Source organism: Azotobacter salinestris, assembly GCF_009363155.1.
Classification (GTDB): Bacteria; Pseudomonadota; Gammaproteobacteria; order Pseudomonadales; family Pseudomonadaceae; genus Azotobacter; species Azotobacter salinestris.
The window spans coordinates 77,537-94,828 of sequence record NZ_CP045303.1 but is presented as its reverse complement, the minus strand read 5'-3'; the positions used below and the strand labels follow the sequence as shown (position 1 = coordinate 94,828).

Genomic DNA, 17,292 nt, shown 5'->3' with positions numbered 1-17,292 from the left:
GGAGGGCTGGATAGGCGGGCTGTTCGGTCGCCGGGTTTCCGCCAGGCACGACAACGCCTCGCCAGGCGCGACGATAAAGGTGAGTGAGGTAGAGCCTTTTCGGTTTTACTGGCGAGCGCTATCCGGCGCCGGAAAGGATGGCGTCTGCCCTGGCGTTCAGCTCGGCGGCCGGGAGCGAGGGATTCTCGATCTTGAGCCGGAGCAGGATTTCATGGCGCAGCAGCTGTTCGGGCATCCCGCTGTCGTCGAGGGGGGCGGTTCGGACCCGGAGTCTGCCGTTGAGCGCAGCCGCCGCCGCTCTGCCCTGCCCTGCCCGGCCCTGCCCTCGAGGATTGCTTCTCCTGGCCGGCGTGTTGGCGGTTTGAGCCTTGGCGAGTTCGAGGGCATGCAGCTTGCGCAGGCGCCTCTTGCGCGCCGCCTTGCGAGCCATGGTATGGACGAACGACATCTGAAGGTGTCGCCAGAACAGGTCGGTGAACCTGATCATCACCCGGGTGCGCACAAGCTGGATGCCATGCTCGCGAACCGCGATGCGCTCGACTCGTCGGGTGAGGTAGTTGGCGCCTTCAAGCAGCTTGAACAGCCGGTTCAGGCAGGCAGGCAAGAGGCCTGCATCGTGGGCCAGGTTTTTCTGGTTGTTGAGGCGGAAATTGCCGCCTTCATCCAGCCAGCCGAGCACGCCGGTGGCCAGATCCAGGCGGGCCAGCAGGGGGTCGGCCACGGCCGACAGGTTGTGGTAGACCTCGATGCGGGTAATGCGCTCGTTGCCGTTGGTGCGAATCAGCCTGGGCAGCAGCTGAGCGCGCGTCTGGGCAATCGATTCCAGGCGTGCGAGCGCTTTCCTGAAGAAAGGCAGCTTCAGCTGGGCTTCGGAAAGTCGTCGAGGCTGGCTGCTGTATCCCAGGTCTGGGCGGGCCGGTGCGGAGAGTCCGGCGGTAGGAGAAGCAGGGTGTCGGGGGTTGTGCGTTCGTCGGACCATCGTGTCCTCGCCGGATTGGCGGCGAGGACGGACGACCGTTCGATCTTGCACAAATTTACGGGCGTAGTCATACTCAACTCACCAAATGGCTGGTTGTCATTGGGGGTAGGAACGGTCGAGAAACAGTTGACCTACCCATGGTTCTGGCAGAAGGCCCGGTCGGCAAACCGGGCCTTCTACTTTTTTGCGTCTATTTAACTCATCAGCACTGTTACCTTCTTCATGCCCACGGCGGTGGTATCAGCCAAGGCCGAGAGCGCAGCTCTTGTACGTTTTGATACAGGCCCTGCGCGCGTACCTTGACGCCACCTAGGCGCGCAAATTCGAGCACCCAAGCTGCTTTCTGATCGTCGGCAGGGCGGATAAGGGCATCGGCAATGAAACCAGCGCTGACGTGCGCCGATACGACTGTCCAGTCGAAGACCATAGTGCTCACTCCTTGAGTGCCGGAAAGGCGGCGAGGAATCAATCTCATCCATGATGCGGCTTTATAACTGCTCGTGCAAGACCACATATTTTTTGTGTAATTCTGTACAAGAAGTGGTTAGAAATTAACAAGATCGCCACTATTTTGCCCGCACACCTCCCAATGCACCGGGCGTAGCTGGGCTGCGTCCAGGTGTTCGGCTTCGAGAATGGCCTGTTCCTGGCTATTCCAGACGGCTTCCGAATGGCGCTCTACGCCGTTCTCCGCATCGTAAAAGACGAGATCGAAGGTCGGAGCACCGTAATGCGACGACAGGTCGCGGACCCGAAAACGGCGCGCGGAGGTGAGTGGAACGGAAAGTGAAGACTGCATCAGGTTGCTCGTGATGTGTGAAAGACGAACTTGTTTTCTCACGGGTTACAGAAAACCCAAGCGAGCCTGCCGGTGGGCTTCACTGGCTGTGAATCTTGGGTTAGATTTTTACTGTATAAAAATACAGAAATCCGTGGAAGATGAACGCCTCCTTAATCGCCAGCCTCTCCCCCAGCCTGCAACCCCAGCCTCTGCCGCTGGGAGGCCAAGCCAGCTGCGGCTTCCCCTCGCCGGCGGCGGACTACCAGGTCCCCGATCTGTCTCTGGATACGCTGGTGGGTATTCGCCCTTCGTCCTCGATCTTCCTGCTGCGTGCCTGGGGCGAGTCCATGCAGGATGCCGGCATCCACGACGGAGACCTTCTCGTGGTCGACAAAGGCCGGCGAGCCCAGCCAGGCGATGTGGTGGTCGCGGTGATCGGTCCCGAATTCGTTGTGAAGCGCCTGGCTCTCGATGAAGAAGGACAGCCGTTGTTGCTGGCCGAGAATGCGGGTTATGACCCGATCCGCCTGGGCGAAGATGAGCCTCTGGAAATCTGGGGGGTGTGCCTCTGGGTGCTGCATCGCCTGGCTGGCCGGTAGGCGCCATGGCCTTTGCGCTGATCGACGCCAACAGCTTCTACTGCTCGGCCGAGCTGCTGTTCCAACCCTGGCTGCGCGACAAGCCGGTGGTGGTAGCCTCGAACAACGATGGCTGCGTGGTGAGCCGCAACGACCTGGCCAAGGCCCTGGGCATCAAGATGGGGCAACCGGTGTTCGAGCTGCGCGGCCTGCTGGCGCGAAACGAGGTGAGCGTTTTTTCCTCCAATTACGAGTTCTACCAGTCGCTTAGCAACAGGCTCATGTCCATCCTGGAGGAGCTGGCGCCTCGTCTAACCATCAATAGCATCGACGAGGCTTTTGCCGATGTGAGCGGCATTGCGAATCCGGAGGTCTGGGGGCGATATGTGCGAGATGAAATCCAGCGCCGCCTCGGCCTGCCGGTCGGGGTGGGCATCGGCTCGACCAAGACCCTGGCCAAGCTTGCCAACTGGGCAGCCAAGCGCTGGAAAGCCCGAACCGGTTGCGTGGCGTATCTGCGCGATCGCACACGCCAGGAGAAGCTGCTTCGCTACGCCCCGGTAGGCGAGGTCTGGGGCATAGGGCCGCGCCTGAGCAAGCGGCTGGCCAATGAGTTGGGTATCACGACTGCCTGGCAGCTGGCCAATGCTGAGCCCAAGCTGCTGCGCCGGCACTTCAGCGCGACCGTAGAGCGCACGGCCCGAGAGCTGCAGGGCATACAGTGCTTTCCCTTTGTCGACGGCAGCCCAGAGCGAAAACAGATGATCGTCTGCTCGCGCTCTTTCGGAGCGAAAGTTTTTTCCCTCGAGCAGCTGGAGAGAGCGGTGGTCACGTTCGCCGCCCGCGCCGCGGTCAAGCTGCGCCAGCAGGCGAGCCTCGCCAACTGCCTGCAGGTGTTTGCCAGAACCAGCCTGTTCAGCCCGGGCGATTCCTACAGTGGCTCGCGGATTATCGCCCTGCCCTATCCCACCGACGATACGCGCGATCTGGCTCAGGCAGCGATCGGAGGCCTGCGGACGCTCTATCGGCCTGGCCCAACCTATGCCAAAGCTGGTGTCGTTCTCTCCCAGTTCGTCGAGCACGGAACAATCACAGGCGATCTTTTCGCCCCCAAGCCCAGATCCAACAGCGAACAGCTGATGCGGGTCCTAGGGTTTGTCTGAAAAGTCGATTTGGCTAAAATGCCGCCTCCGTTGTTCCGAGCGCAGCCATGTCAGGCCGTTACGAGATTTCTGCCCAGCGCTGGGCGATGATCGAAGCCATCGTTTCTCCCCCTCAACGCATGGGCCGCCCCCGGCGAGATGACCGCCAGATGCTCAACGGCATCTTCTGGATTCTGTGCTCAGGGGCCAAGTGGCGCGATCTTCCCGAGCGTTATGGCCCCTGGAAGACGGTATATCAGCGCTTCAGGCTGTGGCGTGACAACGGCACCTTCGAGCAGGTGCTGCGGCATCTGCATCTGCGTCTGCGTGAGGACGGCTTTATCGACCTGGATACCTGGATGGTCGACTCAACGTCGATTCGGGCCACCAGAGCCGCCAGCGGTGCGAGAAAAAAAGGGGCCTGCAAGAGCCGCAGCACCAATGTCTCGGCCGAAGCCGTGGTGGGCTGACCACCAAGCTTCATCTGGCCTGTGACAGCAACGGGTATCCGCTGGCAGTGATGCTTTCACCCGGGCAGGACGCCGACTCGCGCTATTTCATGCCCTTGCTTGAGCAGATCAGCCTGCCTGGCAGCCAGGGTCGTCCGCGCAAGCGCTGCCGGTATGTACTGGCTGACAAAGGCTACGACAGCGAAAGCCTGCGCCAATACTGCGACCGGTATGGCATGAAGCCCATCATTCCCTTACGCAAGATGCACCGTAAGCCTCGACCGGGCTTGCCTCGCCTATTTGACAGACCGCAGTACCAAAAGCGCAACGCCATTGAACGACTGTTCAGTTGGCTCAAGGAAAAGCGCCGTCTTTGCACCCGTTATGACAAGCTGGCCAGCAGTTTCAAGGCCATGGTCACGCTGGCCTGCATCGAAAAATGCTTACGTGCCGACTTTTCAGACAAACCCTAGATGCGATCAACGCCAAGCATGGGCGAGGGACGGTGCGTTTCGGGAGAGAGAGTGCCAGCGGCTCCTGGGCCATGCGCCAAGAGTTGTTGAGCCCTGCGTACACCACCTCTTGGCAGGGATTGCCGAAGGCAAGGTGCTTTTGATTTCGTTGTTCGTTCAGCGGCAATCAGCTGGCAGGCAGCTTGAACTGCTCGCGCAAGCGGGCCTCTGCTGCCTCTAGGGATTCGTCACGCTGCTGGTGAGTGCGGATGAAATCAAGGGTGAACCACTCAGGAGCATTCGGGCGAGTAGTAAGCAGCGTCGTTGACTTCGACTTGGCTTTCCTAGGCTTTTCAGCAGACTTGTTCGGCTTGGGCAACAAGCGCATATCTTTCAGACTGATATCGAAAACAAGGTGCGTGACTGCACGCCCCTGCTTGCGCTCGCTCCAAGAAACTTCGAGGTCAGAGAATTCATTGATCTGCTTTACGGCGGGTTCAAGCAAGTACCGCTTCAAGGCCGATAGCTTCTCGTACATATCCTCGATCTGGAGCGTCCGTCGGAACTCTTGCATCGTAAAGGTGCGTTGTCCCAGCTTCTCGTATTGGAGCAGCAGCTCATACAGCCGGATTGCGTGTGGACTTGACATGCGCCCGATGCGATCCAGGCGGTAGGAGGTAAACTCGGCCTCAAGGCGAGTCAGATAGGGAACGATTTCGGGGGCAAAGCGCATTTGAACAGCCCCGGCGCCGTCGATATAGGTTTTGCTGCTAATCCAGCGGATGGAGTTGTGCCGCCTGGCACCAGTTTCTGGATGAATGTCGTAGAACGTGATTTCCCGCTCATACAGGGTGTTCAGAGCCTTCTTTAGCTGTCCGTACACCGAGTCGGGCCGCATACCAAAGAGTTTGCAGAAACGCTTGGCTTCCAAGGTCACATAACCGTCAGAGAGGCCTGTTTGCGTTTCCCGAGCCTCGACAATTGCTGCCAGAACCATGCGCTGCTCAATCAGATCGAGCCGGTATCCCGCCTCGATAAGTCGATTCGATTTCACCACAAGGTCAGTTGTACTGGTGTTCATCCAGACGGCACTCCTTAGCGTCTGGCGCGAATGCTAGATCCACAATGGATAGACGTCAATTTTCTATATCCATAACGCTCTCCTATTTCTCAAATAGCCGACCGGAAATTTCTATCCTTCACCGGAAATCTCTATCCGTTATACCGGAATTTCCTATCCTTTAGACCGGAAAATTCTATCTTTTAACCGGAAAACTCTATCCTTTGGGCCTCTGGAGACCGCATCAGCCGTGGCTTTCAGCCCTCCGAAAAGCTTTAAAAGCTTTAAAAGCTTTAAAAGCTTTAAAAATCACAACCTTTAGCTGCACAAGGGCTTAACAGCCTCAAAGATTCCCTCGTTTTTGACTTGCCTAGCCGTTGGAGAGAGAAGGAGTGCAGACCGGAAATCTCTATCCTTTCGAGGATGAGCGCTGTCCTCTCAGGAACCGGAAATTTCTATCCTTTGAGAAGCGGGATGCCGCTTCCTGGTGACCGGAAATCTCTATCCTTTTCGAGGATGAGCGCTGTCCTCTCAGGAACCGGAAATTTCTATCCTTTGAGAAGCGGGATGCCGCTTCCTGGTGACCGGAAATCTCTATCCTTTTCGAGGATGAGCGCTGTCCTCTCAGGAACCGGAAATTTCTATCCTTTGAGAGGCGGGATGCCGCCTCCCGGTGACCGGAAATCTCTATCCTTTTCGAGGATGAGCGCTGTCCTCTCAGGAACCGGAAATTTCTATCCTTTGAGAGGCGGGATGCCGCCTTCTGGTGACCGGAAATCTCTATCCTTTCTTTAGGCGCTTTCGCCCTTTCCTTTTTCCGAGTACCAGCTCGATCTCTACCTTGCCAAGCCAAAAACTGTAGACGCTATAGCGTTGGAAGCGCTGCTGCCAATCCAAGCGTGCTACTCGACAGCGAGAAGTGCTTGGTGGAGTTGACGATCTGGATCCGCGGCAACAGCTCAAGCCTCACCCGGACAGATCTGTAGAATTCAGGAATTTTTAAGAAAAACGTGTCGCAACCTGAATTTTCACTTTAAAAAATGGATAACCATATTATCATCTTTGCCATACCCACCATGGCCGAGATTGACATGAACGTTCAGAGTGAATTGCCGGAAGAAAGTGCCAATTTTGTAGACTTCAATTCTCTTCTCTATCCTCCCCAGTTCGCTGCCGACTGCTTTGGCCTGACGACCCGAAGACTAAAGGACATTGAAGAAGAAAACGGAATCGAGATTCGCCGTGTACCTCGCGGTACAGCCACTGCTAGGGCTTATACCCTGGACGACATTTTCACTATCGCCGCCCTGCGCCGTGCAAAAGGCTACACCAAAGGCTTGCAGAGGCAGATTGTGATTTCCACCTTTGTTCAGAAAGGGGGAACAGGCAAAACCACCACGGCAGTAAACTTTGCCGTTTACCTTCAGCTTGCAGGTCTAAAAACTCTCATTATCGACAATGATCCTCAAGGCGACTCGTCGTGCATGCTTGGCTACGACCCAGATTTAAGTGATGCAGACTTGAAAGCCATGGGGATTCCTGCTGACCGCCTTGTCGATGGCCATCTCGGTAACCTTGTTAGCCCCCTGCTTCGAATGCGCCCATTCCCAGGCAAGACTCTCAATAAAGTAATTAAAAAGCCCTTTGGTGAGAACGGCGTTCACCTCATTCCATCCGATGGTTACTTGGACGATCTTGGCGTTGCCCTGGATGCCGCGAACAATAGCGACTTCTGGTATGCGCAATGGATTGAGGCTGGCAACACGGGAGGACTGCCCGACTGTGATCTTTCCGTCTATGACGTAATCATCTTTGATAACGCGCCAGCCGCTTCTCGGTTGACCAAGAACTCAGTCGCTGCTAGCGATCTTCTTCTGTGTCCAGTTCGTATGGACAAGTTTTCTTTCCGCGCTTTGATGCGATTACACGATTGGGTAGTTCGTTTTGCTCAAGACTATAAGCGCTCACCAGCGATCGCGGCTTTGCCAACAATGTTCATCAAAAACCGCAAGCGCCTTCTCGGAAACTTGATGATCCTCAACGAGCTTTTTCCAGATCGAGTCACTGATGAGAAGCTCTACTTTTCCGAGGACTACGGCAAGGCGCTGGATCAGGGAATCCCATTGCTTTTGTGGAAGGGAACCACAGCTAAGACGTTTGAATCAGCCCGGACTGTTTTCGGTGAAGTCCTCGAGCGTATGCGGGCAATGGCCTAACCCCTAGATCTAGAGAGAGTGAAGGTGTTGCTTAAAGCAACAGAGCAGGCCCCAAGTCGGGTGTTGCTTGAAGCAACAGCACTGCCCTAAGTGATCTGTTGCTTCAAGCAACAGCTGAGCATGGAGGATTTTGAGTGAAATCTGACGATTATCCTGGCCGTAAGAAAACTGCAGGAATGATGGGACTACGGGCGCCAGCTGCTGTGCCGCAATTTACGGAGCAAGTATCCAGGGCGCAAATGCTCGCTATGAGTAAAGAAGAGGACAGCCCTGCCGATTTGGCTGTAGAGAATGAAACCACTGCTAATTCACAAACGACCTTGGCTGAGATCCTGGTCGAGGCTATCAAGCCATCGCCGTACCAACCTCGTTTGACGATCAACGAAGCAGCAATTGAAGAGCTGGCGAACTCAATCCAATCGATAGGCTTGGTCAAGCCTTTGATTGTTCGTCCGGTCGGACAGGGTGAGTACGAGCTGATCGGTGGGGAAAGGCGCTGGCGAGCTCACAAGCTCGTTGGTATTAAAACGGTTATGGCTTACGTTCGACCGATGAGCGATGCCATGGCAAAAATCTTGGCACTCACCGACAACGAGGGACAGGAACCACTTACTGAATATGAGCGTGGTCGCAGCTACGCACATATTCTCGAATCCGGTGATGAACCCAGTCAGCGCGCACTGGCCAGGCGACTGGGCGTGAATGTCTCCATCATCAGCCGCTGCCTACTTCTGATGGAGCTGCCAGAAGCTGCTCGTCAGATCTTGGATAAAAACCCTGGTTTGATCGGAGGCTTGAAAGCCAAAGACTTCATTGAGTTTGGGAAAACCCATCCTGATCTCCTGGTGCAGGCGATTACCTCAATGCGTGATGAGGGCATCAGCCAAGTACAGGCCCTGCGGTGGATCGCCCAAAAAATCGCTGAGCAGAAAGGAAATCCAGGGCCTTCAAGAGCTGCGTCGAAAGCCATCAAAGGGCTCGGCACAATGAAGATCGATGGCAGAAAAATGGAGTTGCGATGCGAAAAGAACGTGGACATGCATTCGCTCAGTGAGCAACTTGCAGCATTTTTGGAAACCATCAATCTAGATGGTCTTAAAGTGAATTAAGGGACATCCTGAAGATTTGACATCCTCCCCGCCCTAAAGGGCGGGGATTCCCACAGCTGGACGGCCATGCCCGGCCGCGAGAATGTTCCTGGCCGCGTTCACGTCGCGGTCGTGCGTGACACCGCACACACTGCAGGTCCACTCCCTCATTCCAAATCCCGTGATACCTTTCGGCCGCGAATCGGGCAATGCGCCGCAATTCGAACAGGTTTGGGTGGTGTAGCGCTCGTCGACCACCTTGAATACGATGCCTGCGTGAGCGCACTTGTATTCCAGCATCGTCTTCAGTTGGCCCCAGCCGGCATCGAGCACCGACTTGGCCATCCGGGTCTTCGCGAGTTTCGTGGGCGACACGTCGCCCACCAGGATTTCGCCGTACCGGCTCACCAACTGCCGGCTGAATTTGTGCAGGGCGTCCTTTCGCCGGTTGGCGATCCTGGCGTGGATCGCCCGGACGCGGGCCTTGTTGCCGGCCCGTTGGGCAACGGCCAGGGCCGGCTCCAGATCGCGGTAGAAGCGGCCGTTCTCCAGCCGGGGGCCATCACTGCAGGTGGCCACGTCCTTGAGGCCAAGGTCGATACCGACCGCCCCCTGTCCGAGCGACGGCTGCAGCTCGACCTGCGCCAGTTAAGCCGGACTTTCCCGAATTGCTTGCGGCGGGTGGCGTATTCCCGCGATACCTCTTGCAGCGTTTGCGAATGGAGTCCGAGTTCCTTGTTGGCACCTTTGGTGTAGCGATCCATGTCGTAGGCGGACAGGAGGACTCCACGCTCGCGGATCGGGCGATAGCTGAGTTCGTTCAGGTAGTTCCAGACGAGATTGACGCTGCGGGCCATCTGCCGGAGCAGCGGCGCGTGCTTGTCTCGAACGCGAACGCGCAGGGTCTTGGTGTGCTTCATGAGGCCAGGGTGCCATGGATTTTGGGAAATCCAAGGGCCGCCTCGCGCCCCGCGTTATTCATTCACGCACTAAAAGTGCGGGCTTTACACGCATTTCGGTAATGGCACGGCACGTTGCTAGAGGGATTCAAGCTTTCCGATAGGTAGAGGCTACATTAGCCTCTTCGACCTTATTGGGCGAGGCAGCCGCCTCCTTACTCTTGCGACTCGGTAGAAAAAGATCCCTGTTGGGTAAAACCTCAGTCCGATGTTTCTCGTCGGGTCGCTTGGCTTGACGTGCATTACGATCGAAGTTTTTCAATTCCCTCACCTCGAAAGTATTTTCTCCAGCCAAGACGAACATCGGCAGGTTGGCGTGAATCATGGCGTCATAGCGTGAGCTGTCGGTGAACCACAGCATGGCCCGGGGATGGGGCGCCACTGACTTTCGCTCTGTAAGCAGCTCTGTATCGGCCATGTTCACCAGGGCGCGAAGCTCCTGGTATTCAGGAGTATCTTCGATGTGGATGCTTTCGCGACTGGCTCGAGCCTCGGCGCCGGCCTGAAGCTTTTCGCGCACCTTGTCGACGGAGACCCGGCCGGTGGCAGTGGTGTGGCCTGCCCAAGTGAACACGATCAGTCGTGGAGTTCCGTCAAAGCACTGGATATGGCGCAGCAGCTGCTTGGTGCTGAATTTGGCGCCCAGCGCCCGGCGCATGAGACGTGGCCGCGCGGCTGGCACAAGGTTCAGCTCAAGACGCAGCTTCTCGATGGCAGCGGCCAATTCATCCTTGAGCGCATTGATCTGACGGATCTGCTTCAGCACTGATTCGCTGACCACGAAGTAGCCCGGCAGGCGCATGACAGTGCCTGGGGCCTGGCCGAGGTCGCGCTCGAACTCGGCTAGTGCCATTCGGGTTGCATCTATGGCCTCTTGCCCGATCAGGCGTTCGACCTGGAGGATATCGGGGGTCCGCTGCTCGGTGAGCAAAGGGAGATGCCAGACCATCCCGGCGATGACGTGCTCGGGCCAAAGGAGGTTAAAGGCGTGCAATGTGCTTTGTAAGCGGGTAAATGTGTCCTGGATTTCTGCGTACATGAGGGCCTCCTTGGCATTAATAATACCATCCCTACACATTATCTGAATGTATCCAACCCCTGCTACCTTCCCCTTCGGCGCCATCCGTACGCTTTTCCTTGTTTTCTCTTCTTTTTTGCTTCTTTTCCTTTCTTTCTTCTTCTTTTTCCTTGAGGTAGGGCCTTGCTGTGGAGGAGGGGGAGGCTGGTGGATTACCAGTCATAGGCATATAGGGATGGTATTATAAAATGATGAAATCGCTTCCTCTCAGATGGCTGTGAGCGGCTAACTGCAAATTCCTCGGCGTAGAAGTGCATAAGGCTAAATTCAGCGCTATCGCAATTTGCTATATTTACGCGGCTGCGTTACCCTGCAGCCCATAGCAAAATGCGATAAATAATTCGGCATGCACGTCATTACGCAGAAGCGCATCTGGGAAGCCAAGGCCAAGTGGCCACATGCTGCCACTGCCTTGGAGGCTTGGTATCGCTTGATCAAAGCCAGTGCTCCGCAGGACTTCGCGGAGATGAAGCGTCTGTTTCCAGCAACAGACAAGGTGGGGCCGCAGCATGTGTTCGACATTGGCGGCAACAAGCTTCGCCTGATCGCCGTTGTGCAGTACCGGGCGCAGAAGGTCTATATCCAGCATGTGCTGGATCATGTCGAATACGACAACAGAAGTAAGTGGAGGGAATAACCATGTCCGCGCTGATCAAACAAGCCAGCGAACACTGGCGCTATGTGGCCCCCTTGCTCACCAGGCCGGCCAACGAAGACGACTACGACGCCCTGGTCGAGGCACTGGACGAGTTGCTGGTTATCGTCGGTGACGACGAAGACCACCCCCTTGCCACCTTGGCCTCACACATGGGCGATCTGATCGAGGCCTACGACGAAGCGCACCACCCCATGCCGAAGGTGAGTGGCGTGGAGATGCTGCGCTACCTGATGCAGGAACACGGCCTGACCCAGGCCGACCTGCCGGAGGTCGGCGCGCAGTCCGTCGTTTCCGAATTGCTCAGCGGCAAGCGCCAGCTCAACGTGCGCCATATCCGTGCTCTATCCGAGCGCTTTGGCGTACCGGCGGATGTTTTCTTGTGACTGCTCCCCGCCCTATCGGGCAAGGCTTCCCACTTCTCAGGCTGCAACCGGCGACACACCGGATTTACGCAAGCCTCGATGGGCAGAGACGAACAGTCCTTCCGCCTTCAATTTTAAAATGCCTTGCCGCTTGATGTTCAGGGCAGCATTGACGTCACGGTCATGGTAGGTGCCACAATCGGCACACTGCCATGCGCGGACATTCAGCGGCATCGACTCTGCATTGTAACCGCATGCGTGGCAGGTCTTCGAGCTGGCGAACCACTGGTCGATCCTGGCCAGGTGTCTGCCCTGTGCCTTGGCTTTGTATTCCAGCCTGGTCAGCAGGGAGTGCCATGCAGCATCGGCAATGTGCTTGGCCAGCTTGCCGTTTTTCAGCATGTTCTTGACTTGCAGGGTCTCGACGATCACCGCTTGGTTATCGTCAATGAGTCGTCGAGACAGCTTGTGCTGGAAGTCATCTCTGGCGTTGGCCACGCGCTCGTGAGCCCTGGCCAGCTTGAGGCTGGCTTTCGCCCGATTGGAGCTGCCCTTCCGGCAGCGCGACAGCGCCTTCTGCTTGCGCCGAAGGTTCGCCTCGGCACGCTTGAGAAAGCGCGGGAACGAGGTATCCCTGGTGGGCTTCGGCACCTTCACCGTGAAGGCGCGTGCCGCCCGCGAAGGCCGTAACCCGCAGACCGGGACCGCGCTCCAGATTGCGGCCGCCAAGCTGCCTGGCTTCAAGCCGGGCAAGGGGCTGAAAGATGCCGTGAATCAGGACGTATCCGAGACGGCAGTCTGAGAGATCTGCGGCACGATGCCGGAATAAGGTGTGGTGCAGGAAAACCGAGATCTGGACGGTAGGCAGACCCCGATCCCGTTGCAGGAAGGCATATTGCCCGGCGAGCAGCGGCTCGAGGAGAGGATCGTCAGCGCACCACGTTGAGTGTCGGAAGTGGCCGCCAGGAAAACACCGGTACTCGCTTGAGCGCTAACCGCGGAGCGTTTTGAGATCGCCTGCTCCGCCACGGGCGGGTCCACAATGGCGTGGATCTCGCTGCCTAGAGCCAAGCTTGACTGGCGATAGCAGCCACTACAGGGTGTAATTTCAACCAACAAGTGGATGAAATTACACCACCATACCCGCGAAGCATCCGCCCAGTTCTCCTTGAGGCGCTCGAGGAGCGCCTCCCGTCGTGCGGGTCAATGGCGCCCGCCAGACCGGCAAGAGCACGCTGATCCAGGATCCTGGCCGGGAGGCTGCATACTCACGTTTACGCCCCGGCGGCTGCGCAGGCCAATCCCTTCACTATTCATCGAAGGCTCATGGCCGGTCACTGGCGTGGAAAATCACTCGACGGATTCTGCCATGACGCGCACTACGCCGAGGGTCATCCGGCAGTCAGCCAGGGCTCGGTGCGCGCCGACGACCGCGATGCCCTGCTGCTGGCAGGCCTTGCTCAGGCCCTGCCATTTCCACTGGCGGCGGCGGGGATCCCACTCACCGTGGAAGCGGGCGTACTCGAGCATCGCGCAGTGGGCGATGGTGTCGTTCTCCAGGCGGCTCAGGGCGCCGGCGCGGCGGACCACCTCAGGCCAGGGCAGCCGGTGCTGGCTGGCAGCCTGGGCGAGCATGCGCAGGTCAAACTCGGCGTTGTAGATCACCACCTGGCGGCCCTTGAGCAACTCGAGCAGGGGCTCGTGAATTTCCGGCCAGCGCGGAGCGTCGGCGACCAGGGCGTTATCGATGCCGTGGATGCGGGTCAACGCCGGCGGGATCGGTCGCTCGGGGCGGATCAGGGTGTCGAGCAGCGGCTGGCCGCGGCTGTCGATCAGGGAGAGTTCGACGATCTCCGCGCTGGCGTGCAGGCCGGTGGTTTCGGTGTCGAGGAACAGGGCGTCCTCGGCGAGCCAGCGGCACACGACCGCGGAGGCTTCCTGGCGATCGAGGCTCATCAGTGGCGACCTTTGTGTGGCTGGGATGACGTCTTGCCGTCCTTGATACGGGCGATCTCCCGCTGCAGGGCTTTCAGCTCACCACGCAAGCTCGGCGGCGCTGGCGGCGGCCTGTTTCACTTCGTCGCGGGCCTGCTTGCGCGTCTCCTCGATCTCGCGGGCGGCGCCGTCGAGGCGGGCCCGGGCGGCCTGCAGGTGGACGAGGCCGTCCTCGGCTTCCTTGCGCGCCTTTTCCAGGTCGCGGCGCAGTTCGGCGTTGAGCTTGGTATCTTCCTCGTGCTGCTGCATCGCGGCGAGCAGCTGACCGTTGGCGTTGGCCCCGGCTCCCGTGCTGTAAGCCATGGCCTACAGCAGATCGGGCGTTCGCCCAATAGGCGCGGAACGGCTGCCGGCGTAGATTGAATCCCACCAAGACGCCGAAGGAACGGCGCAGGCTGACCAAGGATGGCGGCCAAAGGGACCGCCGCAGGATGCGGCGATTTCATCAGGATGATGAACCCAGGGATGCGGTTAAACGACATGAAACGGCGAGGCTAACCCCCTCGCCGTTTTTGTTTGGCGCCGAAGAAAGTGGCTCGTCCCCTCCATCCAGGTTCGTCATTCGAACCGCCCATCCCCCTGGCGCGACCGCTCGGTCGGTGTGCGATAAACGAAGCGGCGAAAGGGTGTTAGGGTCCCCGCCGCTGTAACTGGCAGGACGCCAGTTGCTGCTGCCGTTGTGTGCCCCCGCTGCCGCTGCCTGTCGGCCGGGGGCTTTTTATCGTTCAGGCCGCCTCCCGAGCGTTTCCAGTTCGCCGAAAAGGCCGGAACCGAGGCTTACCGGGCACATCCGTTCGATGCGCTCTGCCAGCGGCACGGTATCGAACATCGCCTGACCAAATCCTTCCAGCCCTGGACCAACGGCCAGGTCGAGCGGATAAACCGGACGATCAAGGAGGCCACGACCAAGGCGTTTCACTACACCTCGCTCGAGGAGCTCCGGTCGCATCTTAGGGACTACTACCTCTGGGCGTATAACAGCGCTCGTCCGTTACGTGCGCTGAAAGGCTGTACCCCGACTGGTTTTATCGTGAGGCAGTGGCATAAGCCCCCTCGGTATTTCAAAGATGATCCTGGTCCCTACTTCCCGGGAACAAACAGGAACCCCTTATGACTTCCAACGCGTCGAGCTGCTTTTGCAGTTCAATGGTGCGGTTATCCAGGAGGCTCATGCAGTCGAGGCCGATGTACTGACCAAGGCTGGCCGGTGCCACTACGTTAGAGCCCTTTTCATACTCCATATCGGTATGGATGGCCTTCATGAGGGCCGTCAGCCAGATGACGCTCTCGCGGGAAGCTCGGATCTGATCCAGTGCGGAATAGGCGATGGTGGCGGTAGTGCTGGTGCTTTCCTTGCTCATTGCGGACCTCCTATAGCTTCCAAGCTGCGGGCGATGACCATAGCTCGGTGGGTGCTGGCGCGCCGCCGAAGTGCGGGCGGATTGAAGGCGTGATCCTGCTTCATGAGGTACAGCTCCTGGAATTGGGGAGCCGTCACCGTTTGCGGCCAAGCAAGGATTGGTGACGGCTGTACACGGGTTGGCCGACCGGGATTCCAGGAACCCGGCACACCCGAAGGTGTCCCGCGCACAGCCGCCATAACACAACATTGCGGGCACAAAAAAACGCCTGCAACGGGATGGAGGGCGCTTGTGCGCCTGGAATTGGTCGACCGGCCAAGGTCGGTCACGGGATTTACCGTGACGGGCGCAGAGTAACGGCGGCGGCTGGCGCGTGCAACCCTCGGTTTCAGGCTATTGGAACCATAACCAACCTGTTGTTGCATATGCAGTTTGGCCGTTTGACATCCTCTCCGTCCTTTAGGGCGGGAAGGATGTCAATTAGAAGTCACGCGTGCCATAGGGGACCACTTCCTGGATGGGAGGAGCGCGCTGTTGCTCCCAGTGCCGAGCGCAAGCAAGCCGTACCTGACGTTTAATCCCGAGAAAATCCGTCTCGCCCTCAAGGTCGCACTGTCGGTGCGGGCTTGCCGGTCGCCAATAATGTAGTAACATGCCTACATTGGCGTATTGGAGGATCAGACTATGCCGACGACCATTTCTAGCCGGGAATTCAACCATGACACCAGCCGGGCAAAGAAGGCCGCGCTGAGCGGGCCTGTGTTCATCACTGATCGCGGGAAACCGGCTCACGTTCTGCTGTGTATCGAAGAATATCAGCGACTGACTGGTAGCCAACCGAGCATCATCGACATCCTGGCAATGCCGGTGGAAGAGGAGGTGGAGTTTGAAGCCCCTCGCGCCACTATCAAGACGAGGCCGGTGGATCTTTCTTGATGTTTTTGCTCGATACCAATGTTGTCTCCGAGTTCCGCAAGGCCAAGCAGGGCAAGGCCGATACCGGTGTTGTTGCTTGGGCACAGAGCGTCCAAGTCGGGGAGTTGTACCTGTCGGCCATCTCCGTGATGGAGCTGGAAACCGGCGTATTGCTGCGTGAGCGAAAGGATGCTGCTCAAGGGGCGCTTCTGCGAGCGTGGCTCGATCAGCACGTTCTTCCTGGCTTTGCCGGACGCATCCTGGCAGTGGACACCGCCGTTGCTCTGCGGTGCGCAAGGCTGCATGTGCCGGATCACAAGAGCGAACGCGATGCGCTCATTGCAGCGACGGCGCTTGTGCACGGCATGACGGTCGTGACCAGGAACGTAGCGGATTTCGAACTGACGGGTGTTGCAATTCTCAACCCCTGGAACATGAGATGACCTATTCGAAACCCTCCTTTCCCGGACACCTGCGCCTGAATTCAGAGCAGGCCAAGCGCTTTGGCGGCGCCGAGTTCGATAACGCGACCTCGGCCCTGTTCGTCATCGACGTGATGGCGCGCAAGCTGGCGCGGCGCCGAAAGAACTTCAACCACCAGGTCGTGGCCGATGCCATATCCAAGACCATCGAAAAAATGCAGACCGAGGTCAGCAACGAGATCCAACGCATGGAGACCTTCCTCAAGAAGGAAGGCATCAGCCAGCGTCCGAACTACAGCAACCCGCTCGAGCGCAAATTCAACATCTCCAGCCCGAGGTGATGCGCCTCACCCATCTGCTCCAGGCGTTCGACACGCTGATCTCGCTCATCGATACCGCCTGGCTGGCGCAGAAGCTCGACAGCGACGAGGCCTCGGATTTCCGCGAGCGCAAGACCAACGACATGAGCAAGATGGTCAAGGCGCTCATCAAGCATGGGGCAGCGGCGCGCGCCATGGCCTATGCCAACAACGAGGTGGAGGTGCAGAAGGACATCGAAAAGGTGGAAGCCCAGGTGGCTGCCGACAAGCAGGAGCGCGAAGCCGCCGGTTTCGTGGAGCCGGCCGCGGTGGGCGAGGACGTGGCCGAGGTAGCGGAGGCGGCCGAATCCGCCGCGTGAAACATGCTTTGCAATAGAAAACGTCCCTGCTATGAGGGGCGTTTTCGCGACTCAGCTTTGCATAAGAAAGCATAAACTATTATTTATTACAGATCGTCCAGAAATAACTTAATGCAAT

22 protein-coding genes and 3 pseudogenes are annotated in these 17,292 nt (G+C 58.1%); 14 read left to right on the top strand and 11 right to left on the bottom strand.

The features are described from left to right. Positions 1–118: 118 nt before the first annotated feature. The 3 genes from GCU53_RS24130 to GCU53_RS24120 form a co-directional block, all read right to left on the bottom strand. The gene (locus GCU53_RS24130; protein WP_152390111.1) at positions 119–979 is read right to left on the bottom strand and encodes a hypothetical protein; all 861 of its coding nucleotides are present in this window, start codon (positions 977–979) and stop codon (positions 119–121) included. Positions 980–1,199: 220 nt separating this feature from the next. Then, positions 1,200–1,406 carry a hypothetical protein gene (locus GCU53_RS24125; protein WP_152390110.1) on the bottom strand — a complete coding sequence of 69 codons (207 nt, stop codon included), beginning with the start codon at positions 1,404–1,406 and terminating at the stop codon, positions 1,200–1,202. Positions 1,407–1,523: 117 nt separating this feature from the next. After that, a complete protein-coding gene (locus GCU53_RS24120; RefSeq protein WP_208845545.1) occupies positions 1,524–1,778 on the bottom strand; it encodes a hypothetical protein in 255 nt (84 codons plus the stop codon). A 140-nt stretch (positions 1,779–1,918) separates the two neighbouring features. On the opposite strand from GCU53_RS24120, the gene GCU53_RS24115 reads away from it, so the two are divergent. From GCU53_RS24115 to GCU53_RS26825, 4 genes are all read left to right on the top strand, one after another. Continuing rightward, positions 1,919–2,359 carry a LexA family protein gene (locus GCU53_RS24115; protein WP_152390109.1) on the top strand — a complete coding sequence of 147 codons (441 nt, stop codon included), beginning with the start codon at positions 1,919–1,921 and terminating at the stop codon, positions 2,357–2,359. 5 nt (positions 2,360–2,364) lie between these two features. Further along, complete coding sequence (locus GCU53_RS24110) at positions 2,365–3,501, top strand: Y-family DNA polymerase (protein WP_152390108.1); 1,137 nt, start codon at positions 2,365–2,367, stop codon at positions 3,499–3,501. 47 nt (positions 3,502–3,548) lie between these two features. Continuing rightward, positions 3,549–4,402, top strand: a protein-coding gene (locus tag GCU53_RS26335; RefSeq protein WP_152386036.1) for an IS5 family transposase whose coding sequence is annotated in 2 segments (ribosomal slippage) — positions 3,549–3,903 and positions 3,903–4,402 — 855 coding nt in all. Because the reading frame shifts where the segments join, the coding sequence is not laid out codon by codon here. Then, a complete protein-coding gene (locus GCU53_RS26825) occupies positions 4,369–4,545 on the top strand; it encodes a DUF4113 domain-containing protein (RefSeq protein WP_152390107.1) in 177 nt (58 codons plus the stop codon). Before GCU53_RS26335 ends, GCU53_RS26825 begins: the two co-directional genes overlap by 34 nt. Before the next feature lie 23 nt (positions 4,546–4,568). Here the strand turns inward: GCU53_RS26825 and GCU53_RS24095 are convergent, their stop codons facing one another. Further along, positions 4,569–5,462: a RepB family plasmid replication initiator protein gene (locus tag GCU53_RS24095; RefSeq protein ID WP_152390106.1), complete on the bottom strand. Its 894-nt coding sequence runs from the start codon at positions 5,460–5,462 to the stop codon at positions 4,569–4,571. A gap of 1,070 nt (positions 5,463–6,532) precedes the next feature. On the opposite strand from GCU53_RS24095, the gene GCU53_RS24090 reads away from it, so the two are divergent. Both GCU53_RS24090 and GCU53_RS24085 read left to right on the top strand, forming a co-directional pair. Then, the gene (locus GCU53_RS24090) at positions 6,533–7,657 is read left to right on the top strand and encodes an AAA family ATPase (RefSeq protein WP_152390105.1); all 1,125 of its coding nucleotides are present in this window, start codon (positions 6,533–6,535) and stop codon (positions 7,655–7,657) included. A gap of 134 nt (positions 7,658–7,791) precedes the next feature. After that, entirely contained in the window at positions 7,792–8,766 is a 975-nt protein-coding gene (locus tag GCU53_RS24085) for a ParB/RepB/Spo0J family partition protein (RefSeq protein WP_208845544.1), read from the top strand. A 33-nt stretch (positions 8,767–8,799) separates the two neighbouring features. On the opposite strand, the pseudogene GCU53_RS24080 reads toward GCU53_RS24085, so the two are convergent. Beyond that, a pseudogene (locus GCU53_RS24080) lies at positions 8,800–9,665 on the bottom strand (RNA-guided endonuclease InsQ/TnpB family protein). Between the two features lie 127 nt (positions 9,666–9,792). Then, complete coding sequence (locus GCU53_RS24075; RefSeq protein WP_152390104.1) at positions 9,793–10,743, bottom strand: DNA replication terminus site-binding protein; 951 nt, start codon at positions 10,741–10,743, stop codon at positions 9,793–9,795. A gap of 385 nt (positions 10,744–11,128) precedes the next feature. On the opposite strand from GCU53_RS24075, the gene GCU53_RS24070 reads away from it, so the two are divergent. After that, positions 11,129–11,419, top strand: coding sequence for a type II toxin-antitoxin system HigB family toxin (locus GCU53_RS24070; RefSeq protein WP_152390103.1), 291 nt, complete (start codon positions 11,129–11,131; stop codon positions 11,417–11,419). A gap of 2 nt (positions 11,420–11,421) precedes the next feature. Continuing rightward, positions 11,422–11,823, top strand: coding sequence for a helix-turn-helix domain-containing protein (locus GCU53_RS24065; RefSeq protein ID WP_152390102.1), 402 nt, complete (start codon positions 11,422–11,424; stop codon positions 11,821–11,823). Positions 11,824–11,859: 36 nt separating this feature from the next. Here the strand turns inward: GCU53_RS24065 and GCU53_RS24060 are convergent. Next, positions 11,860–12,423 (bottom strand): annotated as a pseudogene (locus tag GCU53_RS24060) (RNA-guided endonuclease TnpB family protein); the annotation flags it as partial. Between GCU53_RS24060 and GCU53_RS26330 the strand changes: the two are divergent. Continuing rightward, positions 12,416–12,604, top strand: a pseudogene (locus GCU53_RS26330) (HU family DNA-binding protein); the annotation flags it as partial. The pseudogenes GCU53_RS24060 and GCU53_RS26330 sit on opposite strands and share 8 nt — an antisense overlap. A gap of 548 nt (positions 12,605–13,152) precedes the next feature. On the opposite strand, the gene GCU53_RS24050 reads toward GCU53_RS26330, so the two are convergent. From GCU53_RS24050 to GCU53_RS26820, 3 genes are all read right to left on the bottom strand, one after another. Next, positions 13,153–13,758, bottom strand: a complete 606-nt coding sequence (locus GCU53_RS24050; protein WP_152390100.1) for a 3'-5' exonuclease — start codon at positions 13,756–13,758, stop codon at positions 13,153–13,155. A gap of 78 nt (positions 13,759–13,836) precedes the next feature. Next, positions 13,837–14,100 carry a hypothetical protein gene (locus tag GCU53_RS24045; protein WP_152390099.1) on the bottom strand — a complete coding sequence of 88 codons (264 nt, stop codon included), beginning with the start codon at positions 14,098–14,100 and terminating at the stop codon, positions 13,837–13,839. Positions 14,101–14,515: 415 nt separating this feature from the next. Further along, positions 14,516–14,716, bottom strand: coding sequence for a hypothetical protein (locus tag GCU53_RS26820; RefSeq protein ID WP_425278181.1), 201 nt, complete (start codon positions 14,714–14,716; stop codon positions 14,516–14,518). Between GCU53_RS26820 and GCU53_RS24040 the strand changes: the two genes are divergently transcribed. Beyond that, positions 14,630–14,911, top strand: coding sequence for an integrase core domain-containing protein (locus GCU53_RS24040; protein ID WP_425278179.1), 282 nt, complete (start codon positions 14,630–14,632; stop codon positions 14,909–14,911). The two genes, GCU53_RS26820 and GCU53_RS24040, sit on opposite strands and share 87 nt — an antisense overlap. Here GCU53_RS24040 and GCU53_RS24035 read toward each other — a convergent pair. Further along, positions 14,859–15,158, bottom strand: a complete 300-nt coding sequence (locus GCU53_RS24035; RefSeq protein ID WP_152390097.1) for a hypothetical protein — start codon at positions 15,156–15,158, stop codon at positions 14,859–14,861. The two genes, GCU53_RS24040 and GCU53_RS24035, sit on opposite strands and share 53 nt — an antisense overlap. Before the next feature lie 684 nt (positions 15,159–15,842). On the opposite strand from GCU53_RS24035, the gene GCU53_RS24025 reads away from it, so the two are divergent. The 4 genes from GCU53_RS24025 to GCU53_RS25810 are packed head-to-tail and all read left to right on the top strand — an operon-like array spanning position 15,843 to position 17,174. Beyond that, a complete protein-coding gene (locus GCU53_RS24025) occupies positions 15,843–16,094 on the top strand; it encodes a type II toxin-antitoxin system Phd/YefM family antitoxin (protein ID WP_152390096.1) in 252 nt (83 codons plus the stop codon). Continuing rightward, the gene (locus tag GCU53_RS24020) at positions 16,094–16,516 is read left to right on the top strand and encodes a type II toxin-antitoxin system VapC family toxin (RefSeq protein ID WP_152390095.1); all 423 of its coding nucleotides are present in this window, start codon (positions 16,094–16,096) and stop codon (positions 16,514–16,516) included. The genes GCU53_RS24025 and GCU53_RS24020 overlap by 1 nt, the downstream gene beginning before the upstream one ends. Then, positions 16,513–16,836, top strand: a complete 324-nt coding sequence (locus tag GCU53_RS25815) for a hypothetical protein (protein WP_208845543.1) — start codon at positions 16,513–16,515, stop codon at positions 16,834–16,836. The genes GCU53_RS24020 and GCU53_RS25815 overlap by 4 nt, the downstream gene beginning before the upstream one ends. Further along, complete coding sequence (locus GCU53_RS25810; protein ID WP_208845542.1) at positions 16,836–17,174, top strand: hypothetical protein; 339 nt, start codon at positions 16,836–16,838, stop codon at positions 17,172–17,174. Before GCU53_RS25815 ends, GCU53_RS25810 begins: the two co-directional genes overlap by 1 nt. The last annotated feature ends 118 nt before the right edge of the window (positions 17,175–17,292 follow it).